Origin of the sequence: Sinomonas atrocyanea (assembly GCF_001577305.1) — a bacterium.
GTDB classification, from domain to species: Bacteria; Actinomycetota; Actinomycetes; order Actinomycetales; family Micrococcaceae; genus Sinomonas; species Sinomonas atrocyanea.
In genome coordinates this window covers 564,275-586,852 of record NZ_CP014518.1, presented here as the reverse complement: position 1 = coordinate 586,852, position 22,578 = coordinate 564,275, and the positions used below count along the sequence as shown (strand labels likewise).

The following is a 22,578-nucleotide window of genomic DNA, read 5'->3' as shown; positions in this document are numbered from 1 at the left end:
GCTGGGAGCCGATGCGCCGGGGCCGCGGGGGCGACGCCGGGCCCGCCCTGTCGCGCCCGGCGGCGCGACGGTAGCGTGGCGGCATGAGCGCTCCCCTGCAGCCCGCCCTGCACCGCCAGCACGTGGCCGTCGCTGCCCCGACCCAGCTGTGGCTCAGTGCCGAGGGCCGGCTCGTTCCGGACCCCGCCGGCCTGACCGGGATCTTCCACGCCGACACCCGCTTCCTCGACCACGCGGCAGTCACCGTCGACGGGACCGAGCCCCAGCCCGTGGGCGTCACCGCGGCCGGGGGCCGCATCGCCGTGGACGGCCTCGCCCGGAACATCGCCGGCCCCACCCTCGACCCGGCGGTCCGGGTGGTCCAGACCTGGACCGTGGAGCCCGGGACCGTGCGGCACTCCATCGAGCTCAGCACCTCCCTGCCCGAGCTGGACTGCACCCTCGCGGTGCACCTCGGCGCGGACTTCGCCGGGATGGACGCGGTGCGCGTCGGGCACCCCGGGGACCCGGTGGAACCCACGCACGACGCCGCGCGGCTGGCCTGGGAGCGCGGCGGCAGGCGCGCCGTGGCGACTCCCGGCACGCCGGGGGCGCGCCTCGCGACGTCGATCGACCGCGACTCCGACGACACGGACGGGTTCCCCTCGGGCCACCCGGCCCTCGTCTGGTCTGCGTCCCTGGGCCGCGGGAAGCCGTTCCGCGCATCGTGGAGCGTGGCGCTCGAGGACGCCGACGCCGTCGTGCGTGCTGCGACGGACAGCCCCGCGGTGGAGGACGAGGCGGAGAGCCGGCCCGGCGCCGTCGGCCGCCTGCTGGCGACCTCCCTGCAGCAGCTCGCGGGACTGCGGCTCGCCACGGTCCGGATGCCCGACGCCCCCTTCCTCGCGGCCGGGGCGCCCTGGTACTTCACGCTGTTCGGGCGCGACTCGCTGTGGTCGGCCCGCCTCCTGCTCCCTGAGGACACCCCGCTCGCGGCCGGGACGCTGCGCGCGCTCGCGGCGTACCAGGGCTCCGGGCGGGACCCCGAGTCCGCTCAGGAGCCGGGCAAGATCCCCCACGAGATCCGCGCCCACGAGCTCGTGGTGGACCACGGCCCCGGCGGGGACCAGCTGCGGCTGCCGCCGGTCTACTACGGCACCGTGGACGCGACCGCGCTGTGGCTGTGCCTGGCCGGGGAGCTCTCCCGGACGGGACGCGCCCCCGACGCCGTGCGAGCGCTGCTGCCGGCCGCGCGGCGGGCTGCCGACTGGCTCCTCGCCTCCGCGACCGGGCCGGGCGGGTTCCTTGCCTACCGCGACGAGACCGGCCATGGGCTGAGCAACCAGGGCTGGAAGGACTCGGCGGACGCGATGCAGTTCCGGGACGGCCGCCGCGCGGAGGGGCCGATCGCCCTGGCCGAGGTGCAAGGCTACGCGCACCAGGCCGCCCTCGAGGCCGCCGCCCTCTTCGAGGAGCTGCGCGGGCCCGGCGGCGGCGAAGGGCTGCGCGCCCAGGCGGCGGCGCTGCGGGAGTTCGCGGCGGGCATCCGCTCGCGGTTCCGTGAGTCGTTCTGGGTGGAGGACGGCGCCGGGCGGTTCCCGACGATGGCGCTCGACGGCGGCGGCACTCCCCTCGACGTGCCCGGCTCCAACATGGGCCATCTGCTCGGCACCGGGCTGCTCGACGCGGACGAGGCGCGCCTGGTGGTGGACCGGCTCCTCGGCGACGAGCTGTTCAGCGGCTACGGGATCCGGACCCTTTCGACGGCCGCAGCGGGGTACTGGCCGCTGAGCTACCACTGCGGGTCGGTCTGGAGCCACGACACCGCCATCGCCGTGCGCGGGATGCTCGCCGAGGGCTTCCGGGCCGAGGCTGCGACGGTGGCGCGCGGGCTCCTGCGCGCCGCAGAGTCGCTGGGCGGCTCGCTGCCCGAGCTCTTCTCCGGGGTCGGGACCGACGAGTCCGCCCGGGCGCTCGCCTACCCGGCCGCCTGCCGGCCGCAGGCCTGGAGCGCCGCCTCCGCGGCGGTGGTCGCGCGGGCGCTGAGGGGCTGATCCGGCGCGGCGTGCGGCGGCCCGTGGTCGCCGGGCGGCGTCAGCGCACCGGATTCCTCGGTCAGGGCCGCTTCTTCTGCGGGTAGACCGTCTCACCCCGCGCCAGCATGTCCACGAACTCGGAGATCTTCCGGGCCCGCGTCTCGGGCCGCTTGACCGAGGTGGTGCGGTAGATGAGCGCGAAGCGGTTGGTGGAGGTGAGCACGTCGAACATCGCCTGGGCCTCGGGGACGGCGGCGATGGCTGCCGCCAGGTCGGCCGGCACCTCCGCCGAGGCCGCGCCCTGGTAGGCGGCCTCCCAGCGCCCGTCCGCCTTCGCGGCGTCCACGGCGGCGCGGCCGGCCGGCGTCATGCGCCCCTCGGCCTCGAGCCGGGCCACCCGGTCCACGTTGGTGCGGGACCATCGGCTCTTCGGCGAGCGCGGCGTGAAGCGGATCGCCGAGCTCTCCGCGTCCCGCGCCCGCAGCTGCCCGTCGATCCACCCGAAGCACAGCGCCTCCAGCACCGCTCGCTCGTAGACCAGCTCGGTCACGGCGCCGCCCTTCTTGTGCAGGACGAGCCATACGCCCGGGCTCGCCAGGTGGTTCTCGGCGAGCCACACCCGCCACGCTGGAGCATCGGGGACGACGAGTTCGGGGAGCTCGGGGGCCATGCGGACCACCTTCGCCGAGAGCGGGCGGCGGCGCAAGGCGCCTGTACCCGGAACGCCGGATCCCCGGCGAGATGCGTACCCGAAACGGGAGGGGGCCGGTGGTGGGAGGATGGGGGCACCTGCCGGGAAGGAGCCCCCATGCTGCGTGTCCTCGCCACCCGCTACACGTCCGCGCTGCCCGAGCTGCGCCGCCTCCTGCTCGACCTCGGCCTCGTGCCCGGGGAGGAGGGCGAGGGCTGGGCCGTGCTCGACTCGCACAGCGGCCGGGTGCGCCTCCGCTCCGCGGAGCGGGGCTCGCCGCAGGACGGCACCACCGTGTTCGGGGTCGAGGTCCGGGACGCGCAGGAGTTCGCGCGCCGCACCGTGGACGACGGCGGCCGGGCGGCCCTCGAGGATTCCGCCGGCGGGCCGCGGGTCCGGATCACGGGCCCGGACGGCTTCGGGTTCACGGCCGAGCCCACCTCCCACGCCGGGCGCCCCGTGGACGCCGATCCCGACATGACCGTGCGGCTCGAGTGGAACACCCCAGACCTCGACGGCGCGGCGGCGGCCCTCGCCGCGATCGGCGCCCGCCCGCGCCAGGAGCCGCTGTTCGCCCCGGCGAGCGCCCGCGAGTTCACCGCCAAGAACGGAGGGGTCCTCGCCGCCGTCAGGGCAGACGCCGCATCGGCCGGCGGCCTCGTCCTCGAATACGCGGGGCGGCGCAGCGAGCTCCTGCCCCGCCTCGCACTGGCCGGCTGGCCGGCCGAGGAGGTCACAGAAGAGGAGGCCGAGGGCGGGGGCCGGCCCGGCGGCGTCGTCCGCCTGCGGATCCCGACCCCGGACGGACGCGACGTCATGATCCTGGCGGCGGGCCCCGCTACCGCACCCCGGATGCGGTAGAACAGTAGGCATGGCAGTTCGCACCCCCGACCCGTATCCCGGCTGGCTCTCCCCGGACGACCTCTACGAGGCTCGGAACCGGCTGCCGATGCTGTACGTCGAGGCGGTGCCGGTGCGTCTGGACCCCCTCGGGTACGTCAACGAGGTGGGCCTGCTGCTGCAGGCCGACGACGAGGGCAACATGATGCGCAGCCTCGTCTCGGGCCGCGTGCTCTACAAGGAGACCATCCGGGCGGCGCTCCTGCGCCACCTCGAGAAGGACCTCGGCGCGCTCGCGTTCCCGCAGCTGCCGGTCAGCCCGGTGCCGTTCACGGTGGTGGAGTACTTCCCGTCGCCGTCGCAGACGGGCTTCACCGACGAGCGCCAGCACGCCGTCGCGCTGGCCTACGTGATCCCCGTGACGGGCGAGTGCCAGCCGCGGCAGGACGCGCTCGAGCTGACGTGGATGTCCCCCGCCGAGGTGCTCAGCGGACCGGTCCAGATGGAGTTCGTGGGCGGCCGCGGCGAGCTCGTGCGGCAGGCGCTCGCGTTCGCCGGGATCGCCCCGTAGAGGTCCTGTTCGCGCCGGCCCCCGCGCGCCTGTGGGCGGTCGTTACCAATCCTTTATAGGGTGGGAGCGGACCGAAAGCCACCACGGAGGACCCAGATGCACGACAGCTCGGGACCGCACGAGCGGCCCGGAACCCCCGAGTTCCACGAGATCGAAGCCCACGAGCTCAAGCAGGGGCAGCGGCTGCTCCTGCCCGACGGCAAGGACAGCGCCGAGATCCTCGAAGTGGACACCGTGCTGGACGACTACGGCCACGCCGCCCTGTACTTCGCGGTGCTGGACAACCATCTGAACCTGCGGGTCGCCCACGGCACGCGCGTCCGCGTGGCCCGGGGCAAGGGCGGCCGCCCCGCTGACCTGCTGTTCTCCGGCGCGGCCGGATCCACCTCCGGATCCACGGCCGCGCGCGGTCCCGCCGGCCCGGCGGCACCGGAGCCGGCCAGCCGGGAACCCCGCGGCGCAGGGCTGAGCGGCACGGAGCCCGGCGCCCCGGGACCCGCCACCGCGGAGCCCTACCGCACGGACGCCGCCCCCGCGCGCACCGAGACCGAGGTCCTCGTCTCAACGGAGCCGCACGCCACCGAGCCGCCGGCCGCCGGCGCCTCCCCGGCTGCGGTGCCCCAGGCGCCCCTGCGCGGGCCGTCCGAGATCACGCTCGAGACGGGCGAGGTGGTGGTGGTGCCGGGCGCCGCCCCGGCGTCCTCCCCGGGCCCCCGCCCGGAGCTCCTGGCCCGCATCCCTGCCTTGGAGGAGAAGCCCGAGGAGCTCATGCGCGCCATCGATGCCGCCCATCCCGGCCGGCATGCCGTCAACGAGCTCGCCGGGCGCCTCGCGAAGGGCATCAACGTCAAGTCCGGCGCGTGCCTGTCCGACCTGCGCGAGCTCGCCTTCGAGCTCTACGTGGGCCAGGACGACGCCGAGAACGCGCTCAAGGTCGCCGACCTGCTCGCCGTGCTCCCGTACGACGGCAATCCGGCGCGCTGGGCCTCGATCGAGTCCGCCCTGGGCCTCGCGTCCCATCTCGCCCGCAAGGAGGGCGACGAGGAGCGGGCCGAGGCCTACGGCGAGCTGCTCCGCACCCCGGACACGGCGGAGACGGATCCGTTCCGCGCCCGGATGGCCGAGCGGGTGCGCCAGCGCGCCCTCAACGCGCCGAACCTCTACGACAAGGAGGTCTCCCGCGCGGCTGCCGCCAAGGACCACGCCGAGGAGCGCGCCTGGCGGATGCTGCGCCTCGGCAGCCTCCTCCACCTGCGCGCCCACGGCGGCTCGACCGTGTTCGCGCAGGAGGAGCTGGACCGGCGGATCGACGTGGAGCTCGGCGCCGTCCGCCCGTGAGCCGCGCCTAGGCGAACGGGCCGGTGGGGCCCGCGGTGGCCTCGATCTGCTTGACCTTGGGATCGGTCTCGTCGGCCCCGAAGTCGGACGGCCGGGTCTCGTCGGCCCCCTGGGGCACCTTGAAGAGCCGCAGGAGCACCGTGAGCACCGCAGCGACGATCAGGTTCAGCACGAACGCCGAGATCGCGATGTACACGGTCACGTTGGTCCCGGGGATGGCGGCCGTGGAACCGCCGAAGTGCGCGTGCGTGACGGGGTTGACCACGCTGTACGCCGAGACCGTGCCGAAGACGATGCCCACGGCCCAGCCCACCAGCAGCGCCCACCGGTCGAACCAGCGGGTGTAGAGGCCGGCCACCACGGCGGGGAACGTCTGGAGGATCCAGATGCCGCCGAGGAGCTGCATGTTGATGGCTGCCGACTGGTCCATGCCGATGACGAAGATGAGCGCCCCGACCTTGACCACGAGGGAGACGATCTTGGAGACGTTGGCCTCCGTCTTCGGCGGGGCGTCCGGGCGGAAGAAGTCCCGGTAGATGTTGCGCGTGAACAGGTTCGCGGCGGCGATCGACATGATCGCGGCGGGCACGAGGGCGCCGATCGCGATGGCAGCCAGGGCGATCCCGGCGAACCACGCCGGGAAGTGGTCCAGGAACAGCTGCGGCACCACGAGCTGGGGATTGACGGACCCGTCGAGGTCGATCGGCTTGGTGCCGGCGGTGATGGCCACGAAGCCCAGCAGCGCGAGGAAGCCGAGCATGAGCGAGTAGAGCGGCAGGATCGCCGCGTTGCGCCGGATCGTGTTGCGCGCCTTGGACGCGAGCACGCCGGTGACCGAGTGCGGGTACATGAACAGCGCCATGGCCGAGCCGAGCGCGAGCGTCCAGTACGCCGAGTAGCTCGTCGCGCCGGGGATGAAGACGCCCGCGGGCTTGCCCGTCGCCTGGCTCACGGTGCCGAGCTTGGTCTGCGCGGCGCCGAAGATCGTGTCCCAGCCGCCGAACTTGATCGGCAGGTAGATCACGGCCACGATCACCGCCAGGTAGATCAGCAGGTCCTTGACCACCGCGATCATCGCCGGCGCGCGCAGCCCTGAGGTGTACGTGTACGCGGCGAGCACCACGAAGGCGAGGATGAGCGGCAGGTCCGTCAGGAACGCGTTCTGGGCACTGCCGAGGCCCAGGACGGTCAGGACGGCCTTGATGCCCACGAGCTGGAGCGCGATGTACGGCATGGTGGCCACGATGCCGGTGACCGCCACGGCGAGGGACAGCCAGCGGCTCCCATAGCGGCCACCCACGAAGTCGGCGCTCGTGACGTAGCCGTGCCGGTGCGAGACGGACCAGAGCCGGCTCATGATGATGAAGATGATCGGGTACAGCACGATCGTGTAAGGAACTGCGAAGAAGCCGCTGACCGCGCCCGTGGCCCACATGGCGGCGGGGACGGCCACGAAGGTGTAGGCGGTGTAGAGGTCGCCGCCGAGCAGGAACCAGGTGATCCAGGTGCCGAACCCGCGGCCGCCGAGGCCCCACTCGTCGAGGCTGTGCAGGCCCGTCTCCTCCTTCGAGCGGCGCCAGCGCGCCGCCATGAACCCCATGACGGCCACGATGACGAACAGCAGGATCACGATGATGAGGGCGGTCCAGTTGACGGGACGGGTGCTCATCGCGGCTCATCTCCTTCGTGGCCTGCCTCGTCGGACGACGCCGCGTGGCGGCCGCCGCTGCCGGGGCTGCCTAGGCCGCCTCCCGGGCCGGGGCCGGCCGCCGTGCTTCCGGGGCCGGCCGCCGTGCTGCCGGGGCCGGCCGCGGCAGGGGACGTCCCCGCCCGGGCCGCCGTACGGCGTCTGCGGTCCTCGGTGGTCACGAGCCAGTAGGCGATCCCGCTGAGCGCAGCCGAGATGGGCACCCAGAGCAGCTGGTACCAGTAGAAGAACGGCATGCCGCCCAGCCGCGGCCGGTCGAAGGAGTACATCTGCGGGATGAGCGGCAGCACGATCGCGACGGCCAGGAGGACCCCGGCCACGGCGTACGGCACCGGTCTGGCCGGCGCCCGGGTGGGCGTGTCGCGGGTTGGGGCATTGGACTCAGACAACGTGGCCTCCTTTGGTCCCTCCGGCGGGCCCCCCTCGGTGCGCGGGGTTCGCCGGACGTTTGCGCAGGTCCCGGCGTATTTGTACCGCAGAAGGGGCCCCAGAAGGAAGGTTTCGCTGCAGAACTGTCCGCGTGGGAGAGCGCGGCCCTATCCGAGCGCGGCGAGGCCCGGTTCGAGCTGCTCGAACAGCTCGGCCGGCCCATTGGGGTTGTCCAGCTGGGTATTGATGAGGATGGCCACGGTGGTGCCCGTGCCGGGCTGGTACATCGTGAGCGACTCGTAGCCGAGTCCCGTCCCGGTGTGCCCCCACCAGCCGTCCAGCAGGCCGGCGCCGAGGCCGTAGCCGTCGTACTCGGGGCTGCCGGGATCGTCGGCGGGATGGGAGACGGAGGTGAGGCGCTCCTTCTGCAGGGAGGCCGGCAGGAGGGTGCCGGACCCGAGCACGCGGCCCCAGGTGAGCAGGTCCGAGATCGAGCCGAAGTAGCCCCCCGAGGCGCCGTACATGGACGGGCTCACCTGGGCGAGGCTCTCGAGGCCCGCGTTCGTGGCCTGGTACGGGGTCGCGACGGGCGCCGTGGGCTCCTGGTCCCCGGGGTACGCCACCGAGGTGAGCCCGAGCGGGTCCAGGATCTGGGACTGGACCTCGCGGTCCCACGGGCTGCCCGTGACGGTCTGGATCACCTTGCCCAGGAGCACGTAGTTGGTGTTGCTGTACTCGTACTGGGTGCCGGGGGCGAAGTTGAGGGGCTGGCCGAAGGCGTAGCCGAGGAGCTGGTCGTCCGTGAACGCGCCCGTGTAGTCCGAGTTGAGCTGGTCGGAGAATCCCTGGGTGCTGGAGAACTCGGGCAGCCCGGTGCGCATCTCGAGGGCCTGCCGTACGGTGATCTGGCCGCCGGCCGGGGCGCCGCCGTACTGGACGCCGGCGACGGTCGGCACGTACTTCGCGACCATGTCGTCGAGGCCCAGCTTGCCCTGCGCCACGAGCTGGAGGACGGCCGTGCCCACGAAGCTCTTGGTGATACTGCGGAACGCCGAGCGCATGTCCGGGGACCAGGGGGTGGCCGCGGCGGCCTGCCCGACCGTGGTCAGGTACCGGGCCCGGGGCGTCGCCCCGGTGCCCGTGGAGACGGCCACGGCCGCGCCGGCGGCGCCCTGGCTGCCGATGAACTGCGAGACGGTGGCCGCGATGGACGGCGGCAGGTCCTGCCACGCGGGCTGCGCGGGGACGGCCTGCGGCGCGGCGGCGGCGGCCGCAGGAAGCGGCGCGGCGGAGGCCGGCGCGGCGGGGGCCGCGGCCCGCGCGGGCGCGGGGGCCGCGACGGCCGGGCGCGCCGACGGGTGCGTCTGCTCGGCGGAAGCCTGGGTGGCGCGCAGCACCCCCGGACCGATCAGGGCCGCTGCGGTCAGCCCCGCGCCGAGCAGCACGGCGAGCAGGCCCACGGGGGCGAGCCGCCGGCGTCGTACGCGCCCGGTGCGCCCGAGAAGGGGCGGCCGCCGACGGCCCCCGCGTCGTGCCATGCCCGCCCCCTTCGCTGCCCCCAGAGGCGCCTCGCTCCTTCGGTGCACTACCGTACGCGGGCGGGCTGTGCGGACGCTATGCCCGCGGCCACCCGTGACGCGGCGGTGCACCGGGCGGTGGGAGACTGTACAGGTGCCAGATTCCGTCCCCGTCCCCGAGGCCCCGCCCGTCCCCTCCGCGCAGGCGGGCCACCCCCGCCAGAGCGAGTTCGGCTTCGAGGTCGGCACGCGGCTCGCGGGCCCGGACGGCTCCCCGGGACTCGGCCGGACCGGGACCATCACCACGCCGCACGGGACGATCCGGACGCCGGCGTTCATCGCCGTCGGCACCAAGGCCACGGTCAAGGCGGTGCTGCCCGAGTCCATGGCCGAGCTCGGCGCGCAGGCCCTCCTCGCGAACGCCTACCACCTGTACCTCCAGCCCGGCGCGGACATCCTCGACGAGGCCGGCGGCCTCGGCAGGTTCATGAACTGGCCGGGGCCCACCTTCACGGACTCGGGCGGGTTCCAGGTCATGAGCCTGGGCTCGGGCTTCAAGAAGGTCATCGACATGAAGGGCCCCGACGCCCCGCACCAGGCCGGCGCCGACGATGCGGTGGCGCCCGGCAAGGAGCGGCTCGCGCACATCGACGACGACGGCGTGTGGTTCAAGAGCCATCTCAACGGCGACCGCCACCGGTTCACGCCCGAGATCTCGATGCAGGTCCAGCACCAGATCGGCGCGGACATCATGTTCGCCTTCGACGAGCTCACCACCCTGCACAACTCCCGCGGGTACCAGGAGGAGGCGCTCGAGCGGACCCGGCTGTGGGCGCAGCGGTGCGTGGACGAGCACTTCCGGCTCACGGACGAGCGCGCCGGCAAGCCCTACCAGGCCCTGTTCGGCGTCATCCAGGGGGCCCAGTACGAGGACCTGCGCCGCAAGGCCTGCACCGACCTCGGGGCCATGCCGTTCGACGGGTACGGGATCGGCGGGGCGCTGGAGAAGGAGAACCTGGGCACGATCGTGGGCTGGTGCTCCGAGGTGCTGCCCGAGGACCGGCCCCGGCACCTGCTCGGCATCTCCGAGCCGGACGACATCTTCGTGGCCATCGAGGCCGGCGCCGACACCTTCGACTGCGTCTCCCCCACCCGGGTGGCCCGCAACTCGGCGTTCTACACGGCCGAGGGGCGGCTCAACCTCTCCGGCGCGAAGTACAGGCGGGACTGGGGCCCGCTCCAGGACGGCTGCGACTGCTACACGTGCGCCAACTACTCGCGCGCCTACATCCGGCACCTCTACAAGGCCTCCGAGATGCTCTCGCACACCCTCATCTCGATCCACAACGAGCGCTTCGTGGTGCGGATGGTGGATGACGCGCGCCGGGCGATCGAGGACGGCACCTTCGCCGAGTTCAAGGCCGAGACACTGGGCCGCTACTACGGCAGCACCCCCACCGTCTGAGAGTCACCTTCTGGAGGTCACCTCCTGAAAGTCACCTCCTGAGGGTCAACCCGCAGGACGTGACCTTCAGGAGGTGACCTTCAGATGGCTGGGGCGGACGACGCCGGGTGGCCGCCCGACGTCGTCCGCCCGCCTTGTGGTCCGCCCGCCTCAGCGCCGGGGCAGATCAGTGGCGGCGGGCGGCGAGGACCACGGCCGCGCCGGTGCCGGCGAAGAACGCGACCACCGCGACGAGGACGAGCACCAGCGGGGGCGTCCAGGACCCCGCGGCCGTGTGGATGCCGCCGAGCAGGGTCGGGGCGATGGCCGCGACGCCGTACCCCGTGCCCTGCACGATCGCGGACATCCGCCCGGCTGCGGCCTGATCGCGGGCCACCGTGAGGATTGCCGTGAAGATGAACGTGATGCCCCCGCCCTGCGCTGCGCCTCCCAGCGAGCTCCACAGCGCCCACAGGCCGGGCGCGAGCAGCAGCCCGATCGGGACCGTGAGCCAGAGGACGCCGAGGGCGCCCACGGCGGCGCGTGAGCCGGCGTACCGGGCCAGCAGGGGGGTGCCGAGGGCACCGAGGATGGCCATGATCTGGAACAGCGAGGCCCCGGCGCCGGCGCCCGCTGCGCTCAGCCCCACCTCGTCGCTGAGCAGGCTCGGCAGCCAGGCGGTGACCCCGTAGTAGGAGAAGGCCTGGCCGCCGAAGCCGAACGCGAGCGCCACGGTGACGGCGCCCGTGCGGCGTCCGCGGGGCGCGGCGTGGTCCGTGGGCGCGGCGACAGCCTCCTCGGGCCGCATGGCCCGGCGCAGGCCCACGGCGGCAACCCAGAACGCGATCGCGACGAGCGCGAAGAGGGCGCTCGCGGCGAGCGCCGTACGCCACCCGGTCGCCGCGGCAAGCGGCGCGGTGGCCACGGACGTCACGAAGGAGCCGACGTTGAGCGCCGCGGTGTAGACCCCCAGCGCCATCCCCTGGCGGGCCTGGGTGAAGTCCCGGCGGATGATGAGCGGGACGGCGATGTTCCCCACCGTGATCGCCACGCCCAGCACCACGGTGCCCAGCATCACCACGGCCGTCCCGTCGAGGGAGCGGACCAGGACGCCGGCCAGCACGCCGAGGAGGGTCAGCGTGACGGCCATCTCGGCCCCGAACCGCCGCGCGCACAGGGACGCGAGCGGCGAGGCGAGGGCGAAGCACAGCACCGGGATACCGGTGAGCAGGCCGAGCTCCCCCGCGGAGAGCCCGAGGTCCCCCTCGAGGGCCCGGGCCACCGGGGCGACCGCGACGAACGGGCCGCGCATGGTGAGCGCGATGAGGCCGATCGAGACGAGCAGGAGCCACGCGGCGGCGACCCTGGGACGGCCGGTCTGGTGGGGGGAGGATTCCGCGGGCGGCTGGGAGTGAGGGCTCATCACTTCTGTTCGTATCACGGCGGCGGCGCCGGGGCCCCTTCCATCTCAGCCTCCGGATCGGCCCGGGGAGAGGAAAGTCCTGTGCCTGCGGCCCCCAGCGGCCGCAGGCACAGGACAGATGGGGGTGGCGGAGGCTAGCCGAGCCGCGAGGGCGAGTGCCCGGCGTCGTCCGCGGAGGCCGAGGCGGACGCCGCCGCCGGCGCGCTGCCCACGCCCGCGTCCACGGGGTCCACGGGGGTGAGGTCGCGGTCCAGGTGCGTCTCCTTCTGCTTCGAGGGCAGGAAGAAGATGTAGACCACGAGGGAGATCACGATCGTGATCGTCACGTAGGTGAACAGCCATTCCTTGTGCCCGGCGCTCGAGAGCCACTCGCCGATGAACGGCACGGTCCCGCCGAAGAGCGAGTTCGCGACCGCGTAGCCCAGGCCGACGCCGAGGGCGCGCACCGAGGCGGGGAACAGCTCGGCCTTCACGATCGCGCTGATCGAGGTGTAGTTGATGACGATCAGGAGCCCGGCGAGCATGAGCCAGAACGCGATGACCGGGTCCTTGACGCCGGCGAGCGTGGACATGATCGGCCAGGTGAAGATCGCGCCGAGGACGCCGAAGACGATCAGCTGGAGCTTGCGGCCGATCCTGTCCGAGAGCAGGCCGAAGAGCGGGTGCAGGATCATGTACACGAACAGGGCCCAGAAGTTGATGACCGAGGTCTGCGTCTTGGGGATGTGCGAGACGTTGTTCATGAAGCTGAGGATGTACGTGGTGTACAGGTAGAACGCGCACGTGCCGCCCATGGTGAGGAATACGACCACGACGAACGGCTTCCAGTGCTTCGTGAAGAGCAGCTTGAGGGTTCCGGGCTCGACGGCCTCGAACTCGCCGCCCTCACCGCGCGCGGCTGCCGCCGAGGCGGAGCCCTTGGCCGCGGCGACCTGCTCCTTGGAGATCGTCTCGTCCATGGTGCGGCGCAGCCACAGGACGATCAGGGCCGCGACCGCGCCGATCGCGAACGGCACGCGCCAGCCCCAGGCCTTGAGGTCCGCCTCGCCGAGCGTGGACTGGAGCACCACGAGGGTGAGCAGGGCCAGCACCTGGCCGCCCACGAGGGTCACGTACTGGAAGCTGGAGAAGAAGCCGCGGCGCTTGGACGTGGCCACCTCGGACATGTATGTGGCGGCCGTGCCGTACTCGCCGCCCACGGAGAAGCCCTGGAGCAGGCGGGAGAGGTACATGAGGACCGTGGACCACACGCCGATCTGGGCGAGGCCCGGCAGCACCGCGACGAGCAGCGAGCCGACGCCCATGAGGGACACGCTCAGCGTGAGCGCCGCGCGGCGGCCGTTCCTGTCGGCGTAGCGGCCGAAGAACCACGAGCCCACCGGGCGCATGAGGAACGTCAGGGCGAAGGTCAGGTAGGCGTCGATCTGCGCCTGGGCCGGGTCCTTGCTGTTGAAGAAGTAGGTCGCGAAGTACGCCGAGAACGCCGCGTAGACGTAGAGGTCGTACCACTCGATGAGGTTTCCTGCTGACCCCTTCAGGGTGTTGGCGATGGCTCGCCGGGTCCGGGCAGCGCTGCCCGCAGACCCCTGGTGTGCAATGCTCATGGACTAGGACGCTAGGCGTGACCGCGTTCACAGCCCAAGCTGGGACGCCCATTCCTAACACTTCCTTAAGTCTTCGTCCGAGCGGGTAGTCTCGGGGGCGGACAGTGGAGGGACCCGATGCGAGTGCTCATCGTCGAGGACGACGACGCGATGGCCTCCGCGCTGCTGGCCTCCGTCCGCTCGGCGGGCCACGACGCCGCCCGGGTCGGCCGCGGCGAGGACGCGCTCCTCGTGCACCGGGAGCACGATGCGATCCTGCTGGACCTCGGCCTGCCCGACATGGACGGCCTCGACGTGCTGCGCAAGCTGCGCCAGGTCACGGACGTGCCCCTGCTGATCCTCACCGCCCGGGACGACGAGCGCAGCGTGGTCCTCGGGCTCCGTTCCGGGGCGGACGACTACCTGGTCAAGCCGGTCAAGCTGGTCGAACTCCTCGCCCGCATCGAGGCGGTGGCCCGGCGCGCGGCGCGGGCAGGGGACGCCGGACCGCACCGGATCGACCTCGGCGAGCTGCGCATCGACCTCGACCGGCGGGTCGCCGCGGTCGGCTCCCGTGCCCTGAACCTGACGGCCACCGAATACGAACTGCTCGCGCTCCTGGCCCGGCATGCGGGCTCGGTCGTCACGCGGGAGCAGATCCTCGACGCCCTCTGGGGGGACGCGTTCGTCACCTCCTCCCGCTCGCTGGACGTGCACCTCACGGGGCTGAGGTCCAAGCTCATGCTTCCCGGCTTCATCATCAACGTCCGCGGCGTCGGGTACCGGGTGGAGGACCCGGCGGGCGGCGACGCGGGCCGCGCCAGGGCCGGCGGCCGCCGGTGAGGCTGCGGGTCCTGGGCATCCTGAGCCTGTTCTCGGTGCTCATCGTCGTGGCGGTCTCCGCCTCGATCCTCGCCTCGGTGGGCCGCGAGCTCACCCAGGAGCTCCAGATCAATCGGGTCGCCGCGCTCAACCGCTTCGCGCAGGTAGCCGACGACGCCACCTCCAGCGGGGACACTGCCCAGCTCCAGCGCGAGATGGACCGCTACTCGGCGCTGTATGGCGAGGGGATCGTGGTGCGTACCCCGCAGGCCACGCTGAGCTCGGGCGGCCTCAGCCTGGACCGCGCCGATGTGCGGGACGCGGCCGCCCGGGCGCAGCTGAACCTCAGCGACACCACGCTCCAGCCTGTCCAGCCCTTCGGCCCCCGGTCCGAGGTGATCGCCCGCTCCTACGGCACCGCGAGCCAGGTGCTCGGCGAGGCCGTGCTCGACGTGGACCTGACCGCCGCCGAGCAGAAGCTGCGGGAGCGCTGGCTCCTCGTCGTGCTGGGGTCGGTCGCCGTGTGGGCGCTGCTGATCGCGGGCGCCGAGCGGCTCACGGGCTGGGTCCTGCGCCCGGTCCACCGGCTCACCGCTGCGGTGATCGCCTTCGAGGAGTCCGAGCGGGCCACGCGTCTGCGCGAGGAGGGGCCGCCGGAGCTGCAGCGCCTGAGCCGGGCATTCTCGGCCATGGCCGAGCACGTGGGCGCCTCCATGCAGGCGCAGCGCCAGCTCATCGCCGATGCCTCCCACCAGCTCCGCAACCCCATCGGGGCGCTGCGGCTGAGGACGGACCTCCTGGCCCTCGAACTGGACACCCCGGCCCAGCGCGAGGCCGCGGCCGGGGTGACGCGGGAGCTCGAGCACGTCGAGGACGTCCTGGACGGCATGCTGCGGCTGGCCAGCGCGGAGCACCGGGTCCGCGAGGGCGCGGTCGCGGGCGGCCCTGGAACACCGCCAGGCGAGCGGGCCGAAGTCCTGGACCCCTGGACGGTGCTGCAGGACGCCGTGGAGCGCGCCGCCCCCGCGGCCCACCGCAGCGGTGCCCGCCTCGAGCTCGCCGGGCCGCCGGCGGAGCCCCTGAGGATCGCCTGCAACCGGTCCGACCTCGCCGACATCGTCGGCGAACTCCTCGAGAACGCGGTCAAGTACGCGGGCGCCCCCGGCTCCACGATCACCGTCGGCGCAGCCCTGCGGGACGGCGTGGTGACGATGGAGGTCACCGATGACGGCCCCGGCCTCACCGCCGAGGAGCGCGCCGCGTCGACGACCCGCTTCTGGCGCTCGCCCGAGCACAGCGGCTCCCGCGGCACCGGGCTGGGCCTCGCGATCGTCGAGCAGCTGGCCGAGGCCAACCGCGGCCGGCTGGTGCTCGGCCCGGGGACTCCGCGGGGCCTCGTGGCCCGGGTGGAGTTCCCCGCGGTGGCGGCCGCCGCGCACGACGCCGGCCTCCCGCCCGGCGGCGCGGACGGCACCGGCGGCGCCGCGGGCTCCAGCGACGGGGTGGGCGGCCATGGCTGAGCGCCGCTCCCCCGCGTACCCGTCCCCGACCCGGCGCACTGTCCTGCGGGCGGCCATGGCCGCCGGGCTCACAGGGCTCGTGCTCCCCAGCGCAGCCGCGTGCGCGCCGGGCCCGGCGGCCGACTCCATGACGGTGGCCGGCGGGGAATCGGGCGGCTTCTATCTGGAGTTCGCGACCCTCCTGGCTGCCTCGCTCCAGCGTCACGGCGTGGCCCGCTCGGCCTCGGCCCTCGAGACCGGCGGCAGCCTCGACAACATGGACCGCCTGGCCAGCGGCGAGGCGACGCTCGCGATCGCCCTCTCGGACGCCGCGGCCGACCGCCTCCGCACCCAGCGGATGCTCGCACTCGGCAAGGTGTACGAGAACTACCTCCACTGCCTGGTGCGCGCGGACAGCGGCATCGTGGGCCCGGCGGACCTGGCAGGCCGGACCGTGGCGGTGGGCGATCCCCGCTCCGGCACGTCGCTCACAGCCCGCAGGCTGCTCGAGGCCGCACGTCTGGCGGCCGCGCCCTCCACCATCCAGCTCGGGCTCAACCAGGGCCTCGCTGCGCTGCACGCTGGGACGGTCGAGGCGCTCTTCTGGTCCGGCGGCGTGCCCACCGCGGCCATCACGGCCTTCGCCGCGGGCACGAGGCTGCGGCTGCTCGACCTGTCCGCGCTCATCCCGGCGCTGCGGTCCGGGTTCGGGGCGTTCTACGACCGGGTGCTCATCCGGGAGGACAGCTACGCGGGGGTGCCGGCCACCTGGACCGTGGGGGTCGCGAACCTGCTCCTGTGCCGCGAGGACCTCGCCGCGGACGTCGCCCGCTCCGCGGTCGACCTCCTGCTCGAGCACTCGGGCGAGCTCGTCCCGGCGGCGAGCCGCGGAGTCCAGTACCTGAGCCCCGAGACCCTCATCAGCACCGCGGGGGTGCCCCTGCACCCGGGAGCCGAGGACGCCTACCGGGCCTTCCACGGCTGAGGCGCGCAGGGGAATTGCGGCCGCGGACCCTAGCGCCCCCTTCTGGGCGTCTGATAGACCCGTCTCGTCGCCTGGAAGGGGTCCCCCCATGAGGAAGATCGTCGCGTCGCTGCTCACAGGCCTGCTCATCGCCGGCGCGGCCGCGTCACCGGCCTGGGGCGCACCCGGGGCGCCTCCTGCGCCGGACCATTCGCGCCCAGTCTGTCCGGCCCCCCGGAACGGATCCTACGAGGCTGCCTGCACGGCCCGCCAGGCGCTGGACCGGACCGGGACGCCCATCACGAGTGCCTCCGGGCCGCCGTCAACGGCGTTGGTCCCCTCACAGCTGAAGGACGCCTACGGCCTCGACGGCACCGCGAGCGGCGGCCGGACCGTGGCCATTGTGGACGCGTACGGCTATCCGAACCTGGAGCGGGACCTCGCGGTGTACCGGAAGCAGTTCGGGCTCCCCGAATGCTCGACGGCGAACGGCTGCCTGACGATCCGGAACCAATCCGGCGGGACAAAGCTGCCCCGCTTCGACCTCGGGTGGGCGCAGGAGCAGGCCCTCGACGTGGACGCTGTCTCCGCGGCCTGCCCGGACTGCAGGATCGCGGTGTTCCAGGCCAGCGCACAGAGCCTCACCGCCCTCGGCACCGCCGTCCAGACCGCTGCGCAGATGCCCGGAGTCGTTGCCATCTCCAATTCCTACGCGTTCTACGACGCGCCCGACTCGACCTACGGGAAGTACTACAGCCATCCCGGCCTTGCCGTCACGGCGAGCGCCGGCGACTGGGGCTACAACGGCGCCTACTACCCGGCGTCCTCGAGCTACGTCGTCGGGGTCGGCGGGACCTCGCTCGTGCAGGCCGCCAACCCCAGGGGCTGGAGCGAGACGGCCTGGAAGGGCACGGGTTCCGGCTGCTCGAGCCTCAACGCGGCCCTGCCGCCGGCGTCTGCCGTCAACACCGGCTGCGCGGGGCGCGCCATGAACGACGTCTCTGCCGTGTCTGATCCGACCAATGGCGGCCTCGCCGTCTACTACCCGACCTCGGCTGCCAAGTCGACGTGGAGTCAGCTGGGCGGCACGAGCGAGGCCTCGCCGATCATCGCCTCCGTCTTCGCGCTCAGCGGCAACACCGGCTCTCCCTCCACGCCCGCCAACTGGATCCCGTACTCCAACACCTCAAGCCTCTTCGACGTGACGACGGGGTCGAACGGCGCGTGTTCGCCGTCCCAGTGGTGCACTGCGGGAACGGGCTGGGACGGCCCCACCGGCCTCGGGACGCCCAACGGCGTCGGCGGCTTCTGAACGGCCGCCGCCAGACCGCTGAATGCGCAGGCGGCTCCCTGGGTTCCCCAAGCTTTGGGCGTATCGTGAAGGAGCGAGTTGATCCACAACCACCGTCGCCGGGGAGGACATCATGGGCCTTTTCAAGAAGCACGGACCTGCTGCGCAGGAACCGACGGCCAGCGCGGAGGGCGCAGCCGTCGAGAGCACGGTCACCGAGAACGCCGTCCCCCAGAGTGCGGCCGCGAAGCGCCGCCCCAGGCGCGAGGTCCACGCGTTCCGCCAGGTGCCGCCCTACGAGATGAACGAGGAGCTCGCCGAGCGCATCGCGATGCGGGCCTACGGCGACCAGGACCATGACGGCAGGCCGGACATCCCGGCCGCGCCCTTCCCGGGCTAGCTGTACCCGGTCAGCAGGTTGGTTGCAGTCGGCTGGTCGGGGGTTTGCCTCCGAGTGCGCTGTGACAGCGTTCAGTGTTGTAGTGCTCGATCCAGGGCGCAAGGGCTGCTGTCCGCTGCTCGTTGCTGGTGAACGCCTGGCGGTAGGCCCACTCCGTGGCCAGGGTGCGGTTGAGTCTTTCGACTTTGCCGTTCTGCCAGGGGCAGTGGGGGCGGATAAACTTCTGTCTGATCTCCAGTGCGGCGCAGACGCCCTTGAGGTCGTTGGAGTAGCGGTAGGCGAAGGCGTTGTCGGTCATGAGCCGCTCGATCCGGGCGATGCCCTTGGCCGCGAAGTAGGCCGCGGCGCGTTCGAGGAAGCCGGCGCAGGTGGGGCCCTTCTCGTCCGGGAGGATCTCGGAGTAGGCCAGCCGGGAGTGGTCATCGACCAGCGAGTGGACGTAGTCGTAGCCGATCAGTGTCTTCTTGTGCTTGTGGTCCACGGTCGCTTCCCTGCCGAGTGCGCGCCAGCCGCCGCCGTCGGGGATGCGCCCGATCTTCTTCACATCCATATGCACCAGCTCGCCGGGCCGCTGACGCTCGTAGCGGACCGCGGTCTGCTTCGAGGAACGGATCACCTCCCCGGTCATCGGATCGCACTCGCGCAGGCGCGGCACGCCGTGCCGGCGCAGGATCCGCGACACAGTCCTGGCCGGGACGCCGAGTTTCGCCCCGAGCACGTCGGGACCCTGCCGGTGCTCGGCCCGGGCGGCGAGGACCTGCTGCTCGACCTCGGGCGCGGTCCGGGTGGGCATCGAGTGCGGACGTGAGGAGCGGGTTTCCAGGCCGGCCTCGCCCTCGGCCCGGTGCCGGTCGATCCAGGTCTTCACGCACTTGCGGGAGACGCCCATCGCGGCGGCAATGTGGGCCGTCTTCCATCCGGCCCGGTGCCGGTCGACGATCAGCTTTCGGCCATGGACGGTCAGGCGGGCATTACGGTGGGACATGAGAACCTCCGGGTTGGAGTGGGCCTTAGACAAGCCACATCCCACCCGGAGGTTCTCCCTTGTTCAACCAGGCTCGCCGCCACCAACGTCCTGACCGGGTACAGCTAGCCGGGTACAGCTAGCTGCCCGAGTGCGCCTCGAGGAATGAGTACACCTCGGTCTCGTCGACACCGGGGAACGCGCCGGGCGGCATGGCCGCCAGCAGGTGAGAGTGGGCCCGGGCCGAGGGCCACGCGTTGCCGGCCCAGTGCTCGCTGAGTTCGGCGGGCGGGCGGCGGCAGCAGTCCGGATCGGGGCAGCGTGAGACCGCGCGCGCCGTCGTCTCCCTGCCGCGGAACCACTTCACGTGGTGGTACGGGACGCCGATGCTGAGCGAGAACTCTCCGCTCGCGCTCCGCTCCGTCCGGGCGGTGCACCAGAAGGTGCCGGTGACCGTGTCGGTGTACTGGCTGTAGGAGCTGAACTTGTCCGGCACCTCGAACACGGCGCGGCTCGTCCAGGCCCTGCACGAGGGCTGGCCCTCGATCGCCCCGGTGTGGTCCATGGGGAAGTTCACGCCGTCGTTCTCGTAGGCCTTGTAGATGATCCCGGACTGGTGCGTCTTCTGGAAGTGCGTCGTGAGGCCGAGATGCTGGGTGGCGAGGTTCGTGAACCGGTGGGCGGCGGTCTCGTAGCTCACGGAGAACGCGTCGCGGAGGTCGTCGACGGAGATCTCCTTGGCCGTCTTGGCCCGCTGGAGGAAGTCGACCGTGGTCTGCTCGGGCAGCAGGAGGGCCGCCGCGAAGTAGTTCGTCGCCACGCGCTGGGCGAGGAAGTCCCCGTAGGACTGCGGCGTCCCGTGGCCGAGGACGTAGTGGCCGAGCGCCTGCAGGAGCACGGAGCGGGGATCGTGGTCCGAGCGCTGGTTGTGGGTGAGGTAAATCCTGCGGTTCTTCAGATCGGTCACGCTGCGGGTCGAATGGGGCAGGTCGCCCACGTGGTAGAGCGTGAACCCGAGGTGGGTCGCGATGTCCGAGATCGTGTGCTGGCTCAGGGGGCCTGACGTGTAGCCCACCTGGGCGAGGACCTTCTGCGCCTCGGCCTCGTACTCGGGGAAGTAGTTGCCCCGCTCCCGCATCATCCGGCGCAGTTCGCCGTTCGCTCGCCGCGCCTCCTCCGGAGTGGCGACCTGCTCGTTCATCTTGCGCTCGAGCTCGCGCAGCAGACCCAGCTGGGACTCCAGCACATCGAGTGGAAGCCGCGACGTGATGCGGATCTTCGGCAGGTTCAGGTTCTCGTAGAGCGGGCTGCGCTGGTAGCGCTCGAGTTCGATCTCCAGGGCCGCGCGACGGGTGGGCGGCTCGGTCCCGAGCAGGGCATCGACCCCCACCCCGAGCGCCCCCGCGAGCTGCGTCAGCAGGCTGAGCTTGGGCTCGCGCTTGCCGTTCTCGATGAGGCTCAGCTGGCTCGCCGCAGCCCCCGCCGCCGCGCCGAGCTCCTCGAGCGTGAGCCCGGCCGCCTTCCGCAGGTGCCTGATCCTGCGGCCGAGGCTGATGACGTCGATCCCGCTGCTCTGGGCATCGGGAGGAGGCCCGGCGGGGCGGCTCCACGAGGAGCGGGCGGGGGCGGACGGCGTCGTACGCGGCATTTCTTGAGAATACGTGAAGATCTGCATTTCTTTCCAGCACTTTTCTCTGTTGGAGGGCTTGCAGAGACGGAAAAGTTGTTCTCACGAAGAAGCCATCAGGCACCGAGTCGAAGGAGACCCGCCATGACCGCAGAGTTCGAGCCCCAGAACCAGTCCCTCGGGCAGCAGGCCGAGGCCCTCAAGCTCGAGTGGTCCGCCGACCCCCGCTGGGAGGGCATCCAGCGCGACTACACCGCTGAGGACGTCATCCGCCTCCGCGGCCGCGTCCCCGAGGAGCACACCCTCGCCCGCCGCGGCGCCGAGAAGCTGTGGAAGGCCGTGACCGACGGCCGCGAGGACGGCACGAGCTACATCAACGCGCTCGGCGCCCTCACCGGCAACCAGGCCGTCCAGCAGGTCAAGGCCGGCCTGAAGGCCATCTACCTCTCGGGCTGGCAGGTCGCCGCGGACGCGAACCTCTCGGGCAACACCTACCCCGACCAGTCGCTCTACCCCGCCAACTCCGTCCCCGCCGTGGTGCGCCGCATCAACAACGCCCTGCAGCGCGCGGACCAGATCGAGTTCTCCGAGGGCAAGCAGAGCGTCGAGGACTGGATGGTGCCGATCGTGGCCGACGCCGAGGCCGGCTTCGGCGGCCCGCTGAACGCCTACGAGCTCATGAAGTCCATGATCCAGGCCGGCGCGGCCGGCGTTCACTGGGAGGACCAGCTCGCGTCCGAGAAGAAGTGCGGCCACCTCGGCGGCAAGGTCCTCATCCCGACCCAGCAGCACATCCGCACCCTCAATGCTGCTCGGCTCGCCGCCGACGTTGCCGGCGTGCCGAGCGTCATCATCGCCCGCACCGACGCCGAGGCCGCGACCCTGATCACCACCGACGTCGACGAGCGCGACCAGGAGTTCATCCTCCGCGAAGGCGGACAGCCGGTGCGCACGGCCGAGGGCTTCTACCGGGTCCAGAACGGCGTCGAGCCGTGCATCGCCCGGGCCAAGGCCTACGCCCCGTACTCCGACCTCATCTGGATGGAGACCGGCACCCCGGACCTGGCGCTCGCCCGCAAGTTCGCCGAGGCGGTCAAGGCCGAGTTCCCGGACCAGATGCTCGCGTACAACTGCTCGCCGTCCTTCAACTGGAAGAAGCACCTGGACGACGACACGATCGCCAAGTTCCAGCGCGAGCTGGGCGCTATGGGCTTCAAGTTCCAGTTCATCACCCTCGCCGGCTTCCACGCCCTCAACTACTCGATGTTCGACCTCGCCCACGGCTACGCACGCAACGGCATGAGCGCGTACGTCGACCTCCAGGAGCGCGAGTTCGCCTCCGAAGACCGCGGCTACACCGCAACCAAGCACCAGCGCGAAGTGGGCACCGGCTACTTCGATCTGGTCTCCACGGCGCTGAACCCGAACGCCAGCACCCTCGCCCTCGTGGGATCCACCGAAGAGGGCCAGTTCCACTAGCAGGCATGCACGACGGCGGGTGGGCCGGCACGC

19 protein-coding genes are annotated in these 22,578 nt (G+C 72.3%); 11 read left to right on the top strand and 8 right to left on the bottom strand.

Annotated elements, in window-relative coordinates:
- Window positions 1-83 precede the first annotated feature (83 nt).
- Window positions 84-2,033, top strand: a complete 1,950-nt coding sequence (locus tag SA2016_RS02820; protein WP_066495053.1) for a glycogen debranching N-terminal domain-containing protein — start codon at window positions 84-86, stop codon at window positions 2,031-2,033.
- A 61-nt stretch (window positions 2,034-2,094) separates the two neighbouring features.
- Here the strand turns inward: SA2016_RS02820 and SA2016_RS02815 are convergent, their stop codons facing one another.
- Window positions 2,095-2,685 (bottom strand): YdeI/OmpD-associated family protein, encoded by a 591-nt coding sequence (locus SA2016_RS02815; RefSeq protein ID WP_066495050.1) that lies wholly within the window; start codon window positions 2,683-2,685, stop codon window positions 2,095-2,097.
- Window positions 2,686-2,823: 138 nt separating this feature from the next.
- Between SA2016_RS02815 and SA2016_RS02810 the strand changes: the two genes are divergently transcribed.
- From SA2016_RS02810 to SA2016_RS02800, 3 genes are all read left to right on the top strand, one after another.
- Window positions 2,824-3,567 (top strand): hypothetical protein, encoded by a 744-nt coding sequence (locus tag SA2016_RS02810; protein ID WP_066495048.1) that lies wholly within the window; start codon window positions 2,824-2,826, stop codon window positions 3,565-3,567.
- Between the two features lie 10 nt (window positions 3,568-3,577).
- Window positions 3,578-4,117: an NUDIX hydrolase family protein gene (locus SA2016_RS02805; protein ID WP_066495046.1), complete on the top strand. Its 540-nt coding sequence runs from the start codon at window positions 3,578-3,580 to the stop codon at window positions 4,115-4,117.
- A gap of 96 nt (window positions 4,118-4,213) precedes the next feature.
- The gene (locus tag SA2016_RS02800) at window positions 4,214-5,455 is read left to right on the top strand and encodes a DUF6707 family protein (protein WP_066495045.1); all 1,242 of its coding nucleotides are present in this window, start codon (window positions 4,214-4,216) and stop codon (window positions 5,453-5,455) included.
- A gap of 7 nt (window positions 5,456-5,462) precedes the next feature.
- On the opposite strand, the gene mctP is transcribed toward SA2016_RS02800, so the two are convergent.
- The 3 genes from mctP to SA2016_RS02785 form a co-directional block, all read right to left on the bottom strand.
- Window positions 5,463-7,124 (bottom strand): monocarboxylate uptake permease MctP, encoded by a 1,662-nt coding sequence (gene mctP / locus SA2016_RS02795; protein ID WP_066495043.1) that lies wholly within the window; start codon window positions 7,122-7,124, stop codon window positions 5,463-5,465.
- Window positions 7,121-7,552, bottom strand: coding sequence for a DUF3311 domain-containing protein (locus tag SA2016_RS22060; protein ID WP_141305537.1), 432 nt, complete (start codon window positions 7,550-7,552; stop codon window positions 7,121-7,123). Before SA2016_RS22060 ends, mctP begins: the two co-directional genes overlap by 4 nt.
- A gap of 147 nt (window positions 7,553-7,699) precedes the next feature.
- Window positions 7,700-9,070: a serine hydrolase domain-containing protein gene (locus SA2016_RS02785; RefSeq protein WP_084249246.1), complete on the bottom strand. Its 1,371-nt coding sequence runs from the start codon at window positions 9,068-9,070 to the stop codon at window positions 7,700-7,702.
- 133 nt (window positions 9,071-9,203) lie between these two features.
- Between SA2016_RS02785 and tgt the strand changes: the two genes are divergently transcribed.
- Window positions 9,204-10,514, top strand: coding sequence for a tRNA guanosine(34) transglycosylase Tgt (gene tgt, locus SA2016_RS02780; RefSeq protein ID WP_066495039.1), 1,311 nt, complete (start codon window positions 9,204-9,206; stop codon window positions 10,512-10,514).
- Between the two features lie 166 nt (window positions 10,515-10,680).
- Here the strand turns inward: tgt and SA2016_RS02775 are convergent, their stop codons facing one another.
- Together SA2016_RS02775 and SA2016_RS02770 are read right to left on the bottom strand one after the other, a co-directional pair.
- Entirely contained in the window at window positions 10,681-11,916 is a 1,236-nt protein-coding gene (locus tag SA2016_RS02775; protein ID WP_066495036.1) for an MFS transporter, read from the bottom strand.
- Window positions 11,917-12,050: 134 nt separating this feature from the next.
- The gene (locus SA2016_RS02770; protein ID WP_066495034.1) at window positions 12,051-13,520 is read right to left on the bottom strand and encodes an MFS transporter; all 1,470 of its coding nucleotides are present in this window, start codon (window positions 13,518-13,520) and stop codon (window positions 12,051-12,053) included.
- A 117-nt stretch (window positions 13,521-13,637) separates the two neighbouring features.
- Between SA2016_RS02770 and SA2016_RS02765 the strand changes: the two genes are divergently transcribed.
- The 5 genes from SA2016_RS02765 to SA2016_RS02745 all read left to right on the top strand — a co-directional run bounded on the left by SA2016_RS02765 (window position 13,638) and on the right by SA2016_RS02745 (window position 18,475).
- Complete coding sequence (locus tag SA2016_RS02765) at window positions 13,638-14,342, top strand: response regulator transcription factor (RefSeq protein WP_066495031.1); 705 nt, start codon at window positions 13,638-13,640, stop codon at window positions 14,340-14,342.
- Window positions 14,339-15,841, top strand: a complete 1,503-nt coding sequence (locus SA2016_RS02760) for a sensor histidine kinase (protein WP_066495029.1) — start codon at window positions 14,339-14,341, stop codon at window positions 15,839-15,841. Before SA2016_RS02765 ends, SA2016_RS02760 begins: the two co-directional genes overlap by 4 nt.
- Window positions 15,834-16,805, top strand: coding sequence for a TAXI family TRAP transporter solute-binding subunit (locus tag SA2016_RS02755; RefSeq protein WP_066495028.1), 972 nt, complete (start codon window positions 15,834-15,836; stop codon window positions 16,803-16,805). The genes SA2016_RS02760 and SA2016_RS02755 overlap by 8 nt, the downstream gene beginning before the upstream one ends.
- 88 nt (window positions 16,806-16,893) lie before the next feature.
- On the top strand, window positions 16,894-18,096 hold the full coding sequence (locus tag SA2016_RS02750) for a S53 family peptidase (RefSeq protein WP_066495026.1): 1,203 nt from the start codon (window positions 16,894-16,896) through the stop codon (window positions 18,094-18,096).
- A 112-nt stretch (window positions 18,097-18,208) separates the two neighbouring features.
- Window positions 18,209-18,475 carry a hypothetical protein gene (locus tag SA2016_RS02745; protein WP_066495018.1) on the top strand — a complete coding sequence of 89 codons (267 nt, stop codon included), beginning with the start codon at window positions 18,209-18,211 and terminating at the stop codon, window positions 18,473-18,475.
- A 10-nt stretch (window positions 18,476-18,485) separates the two neighbouring features.
- Here SA2016_RS02745 and SA2016_RS02740 read toward each other — a convergent pair whose 3' ends face one another.
- Both SA2016_RS02740 and SA2016_RS02735 read right to left on the bottom strand, forming a co-directional pair.
- Entirely contained in the window at window positions 18,486-19,460 is a 975-nt protein-coding gene (locus tag SA2016_RS02740; protein ID WP_066495015.1) for an IS481 family transposase, read from the bottom strand.
- 118 nt (window positions 19,461-19,578) lie between these two features.
- Window positions 19,579-21,114, bottom strand: coding sequence for a helix-turn-helix transcriptional regulator (locus tag SA2016_RS02735; protein WP_066495013.1), 1,536 nt, complete (start codon window positions 21,112-21,114; stop codon window positions 19,579-19,581).
- Window positions 21,115-21,210: 96 nt separating this feature from the next.
- Here SA2016_RS02735 and aceA point away from each other — a divergent pair, with 96 nt between their 5' ends.
- Complete coding sequence (aceA, locus tag SA2016_RS02730) at window positions 21,211-22,545, top strand: isocitrate lyase (RefSeq protein WP_066495011.1); 1,335 nt, start codon at window positions 21,211-21,213, stop codon at window positions 22,543-22,545.
- Window positions 22,546-22,578 lie beyond the last annotated feature (33 nt).

Excerpts from the sequence above, each read along its gene's own strand:
- mctP (WP_066495043.1), bottom strand. The coding sequence starts at position 7,124 with ATGAGCACCCGTCCCGTCAACTGGACCGCCCTCATCATCGTGATCCTG.
- SA2016_RS02745 (WP_066495018.1), top strand. The coding sequence starts at position 18,209 with ATGGGCCTTTTCAAGAAGCACGGACCTGCTGCGCAGGAACCGACGGCC.
- SA2016_RS02815 (WP_066495050.1), bottom strand. The coding sequence starts at position 2,685 with ATGGCCCCCGAGCTCCCCGAACTCGTCGTCCCCGATGCTCCAGCGTGG.
- SA2016_RS02735 (WP_066495013.1), bottom strand. The coding sequence starts at position 21,114 with ATGCAGATCTTCACGTATTCTCAAGAAATGCCGCGTACGACGCCGTCC.
- SA2016_RS02770 (WP_066495034.1), bottom strand. The coding sequence starts at position 13,520 with ATGAGCATTGCACACCAGGGGTCTGCGGGCAGCGCTGCCCGGACCCGG.
- SA2016_RS02820 (WP_066495053.1), top strand. The coding sequence starts at position 84 with ATGAGCGCTCCCCTGCAGCCCGCCCTGCACCGCCAGCACGTGGCCGTC.
- SA2016_RS02810 (WP_066495048.1), top strand. The coding sequence starts at position 2,824 with ATGCTGCGTGTCCTCGCCACCCGCTACACGTCCGCGCTGCCCGAGCTG.
- SA2016_RS02785 (WP_084249246.1), bottom strand. The coding sequence starts at position 9,070 with ATGGCACGACGCGGGGGCCGTCGGCGGCCGCCCCTTCTCGGGCGCACC.
- SA2016_RS02740 (WP_066495015.1), bottom strand. The coding sequence starts at position 19,460 with ATGTCCCACCGTAATGCCCGCCTGACCGTCCATGGCCGAAAGCTGATC.
- aceA (WP_066495011.1), top strand. The coding sequence starts at position 21,211 with ATGACCGCAGAGTTCGAGCCCCAGAACCAGTCCCTCGGGCAGCAGGCC.
- SA2016_RS02800 (WP_066495045.1), top strand. The coding sequence starts at position 4,214 with ATGCACGACAGCTCGGGACCGCACGAGCGGCCCGGAACCCCCGAGTTC.
- SA2016_RS02805 (WP_066495046.1), top strand. The coding sequence starts at position 3,578 with ATGGCAGTTCGCACCCCCGACCCGTATCCCGGCTGGCTCTCCCCGGAC.
- SA2016_RS02775 (WP_066495036.1), bottom strand. The coding sequence starts at position 11,916 with ATGAGCCCTCACTCCCAGCCGCCCGCGGAATCCTCCCCCCACCAGACC.
- SA2016_RS02755 (WP_066495028.1), top strand. The coding sequence starts at position 15,834 with ATGGCTGAGCGCCGCTCCCCCGCGTACCCGTCCCCGACCCGGCGCACT.
- SA2016_RS02765 (WP_066495031.1), top strand. The coding sequence starts at position 13,638 with ATGCGAGTGCTCATCGTCGAGGACGACGACGCGATGGCCTCCGCGCTG.
- SA2016_RS02750 (WP_066495026.1), top strand. The coding sequence starts at position 16,894 with ATGAGGAAGATCGTCGCGTCGCTGCTCACAGGCCTGCTCATCGCCGGC.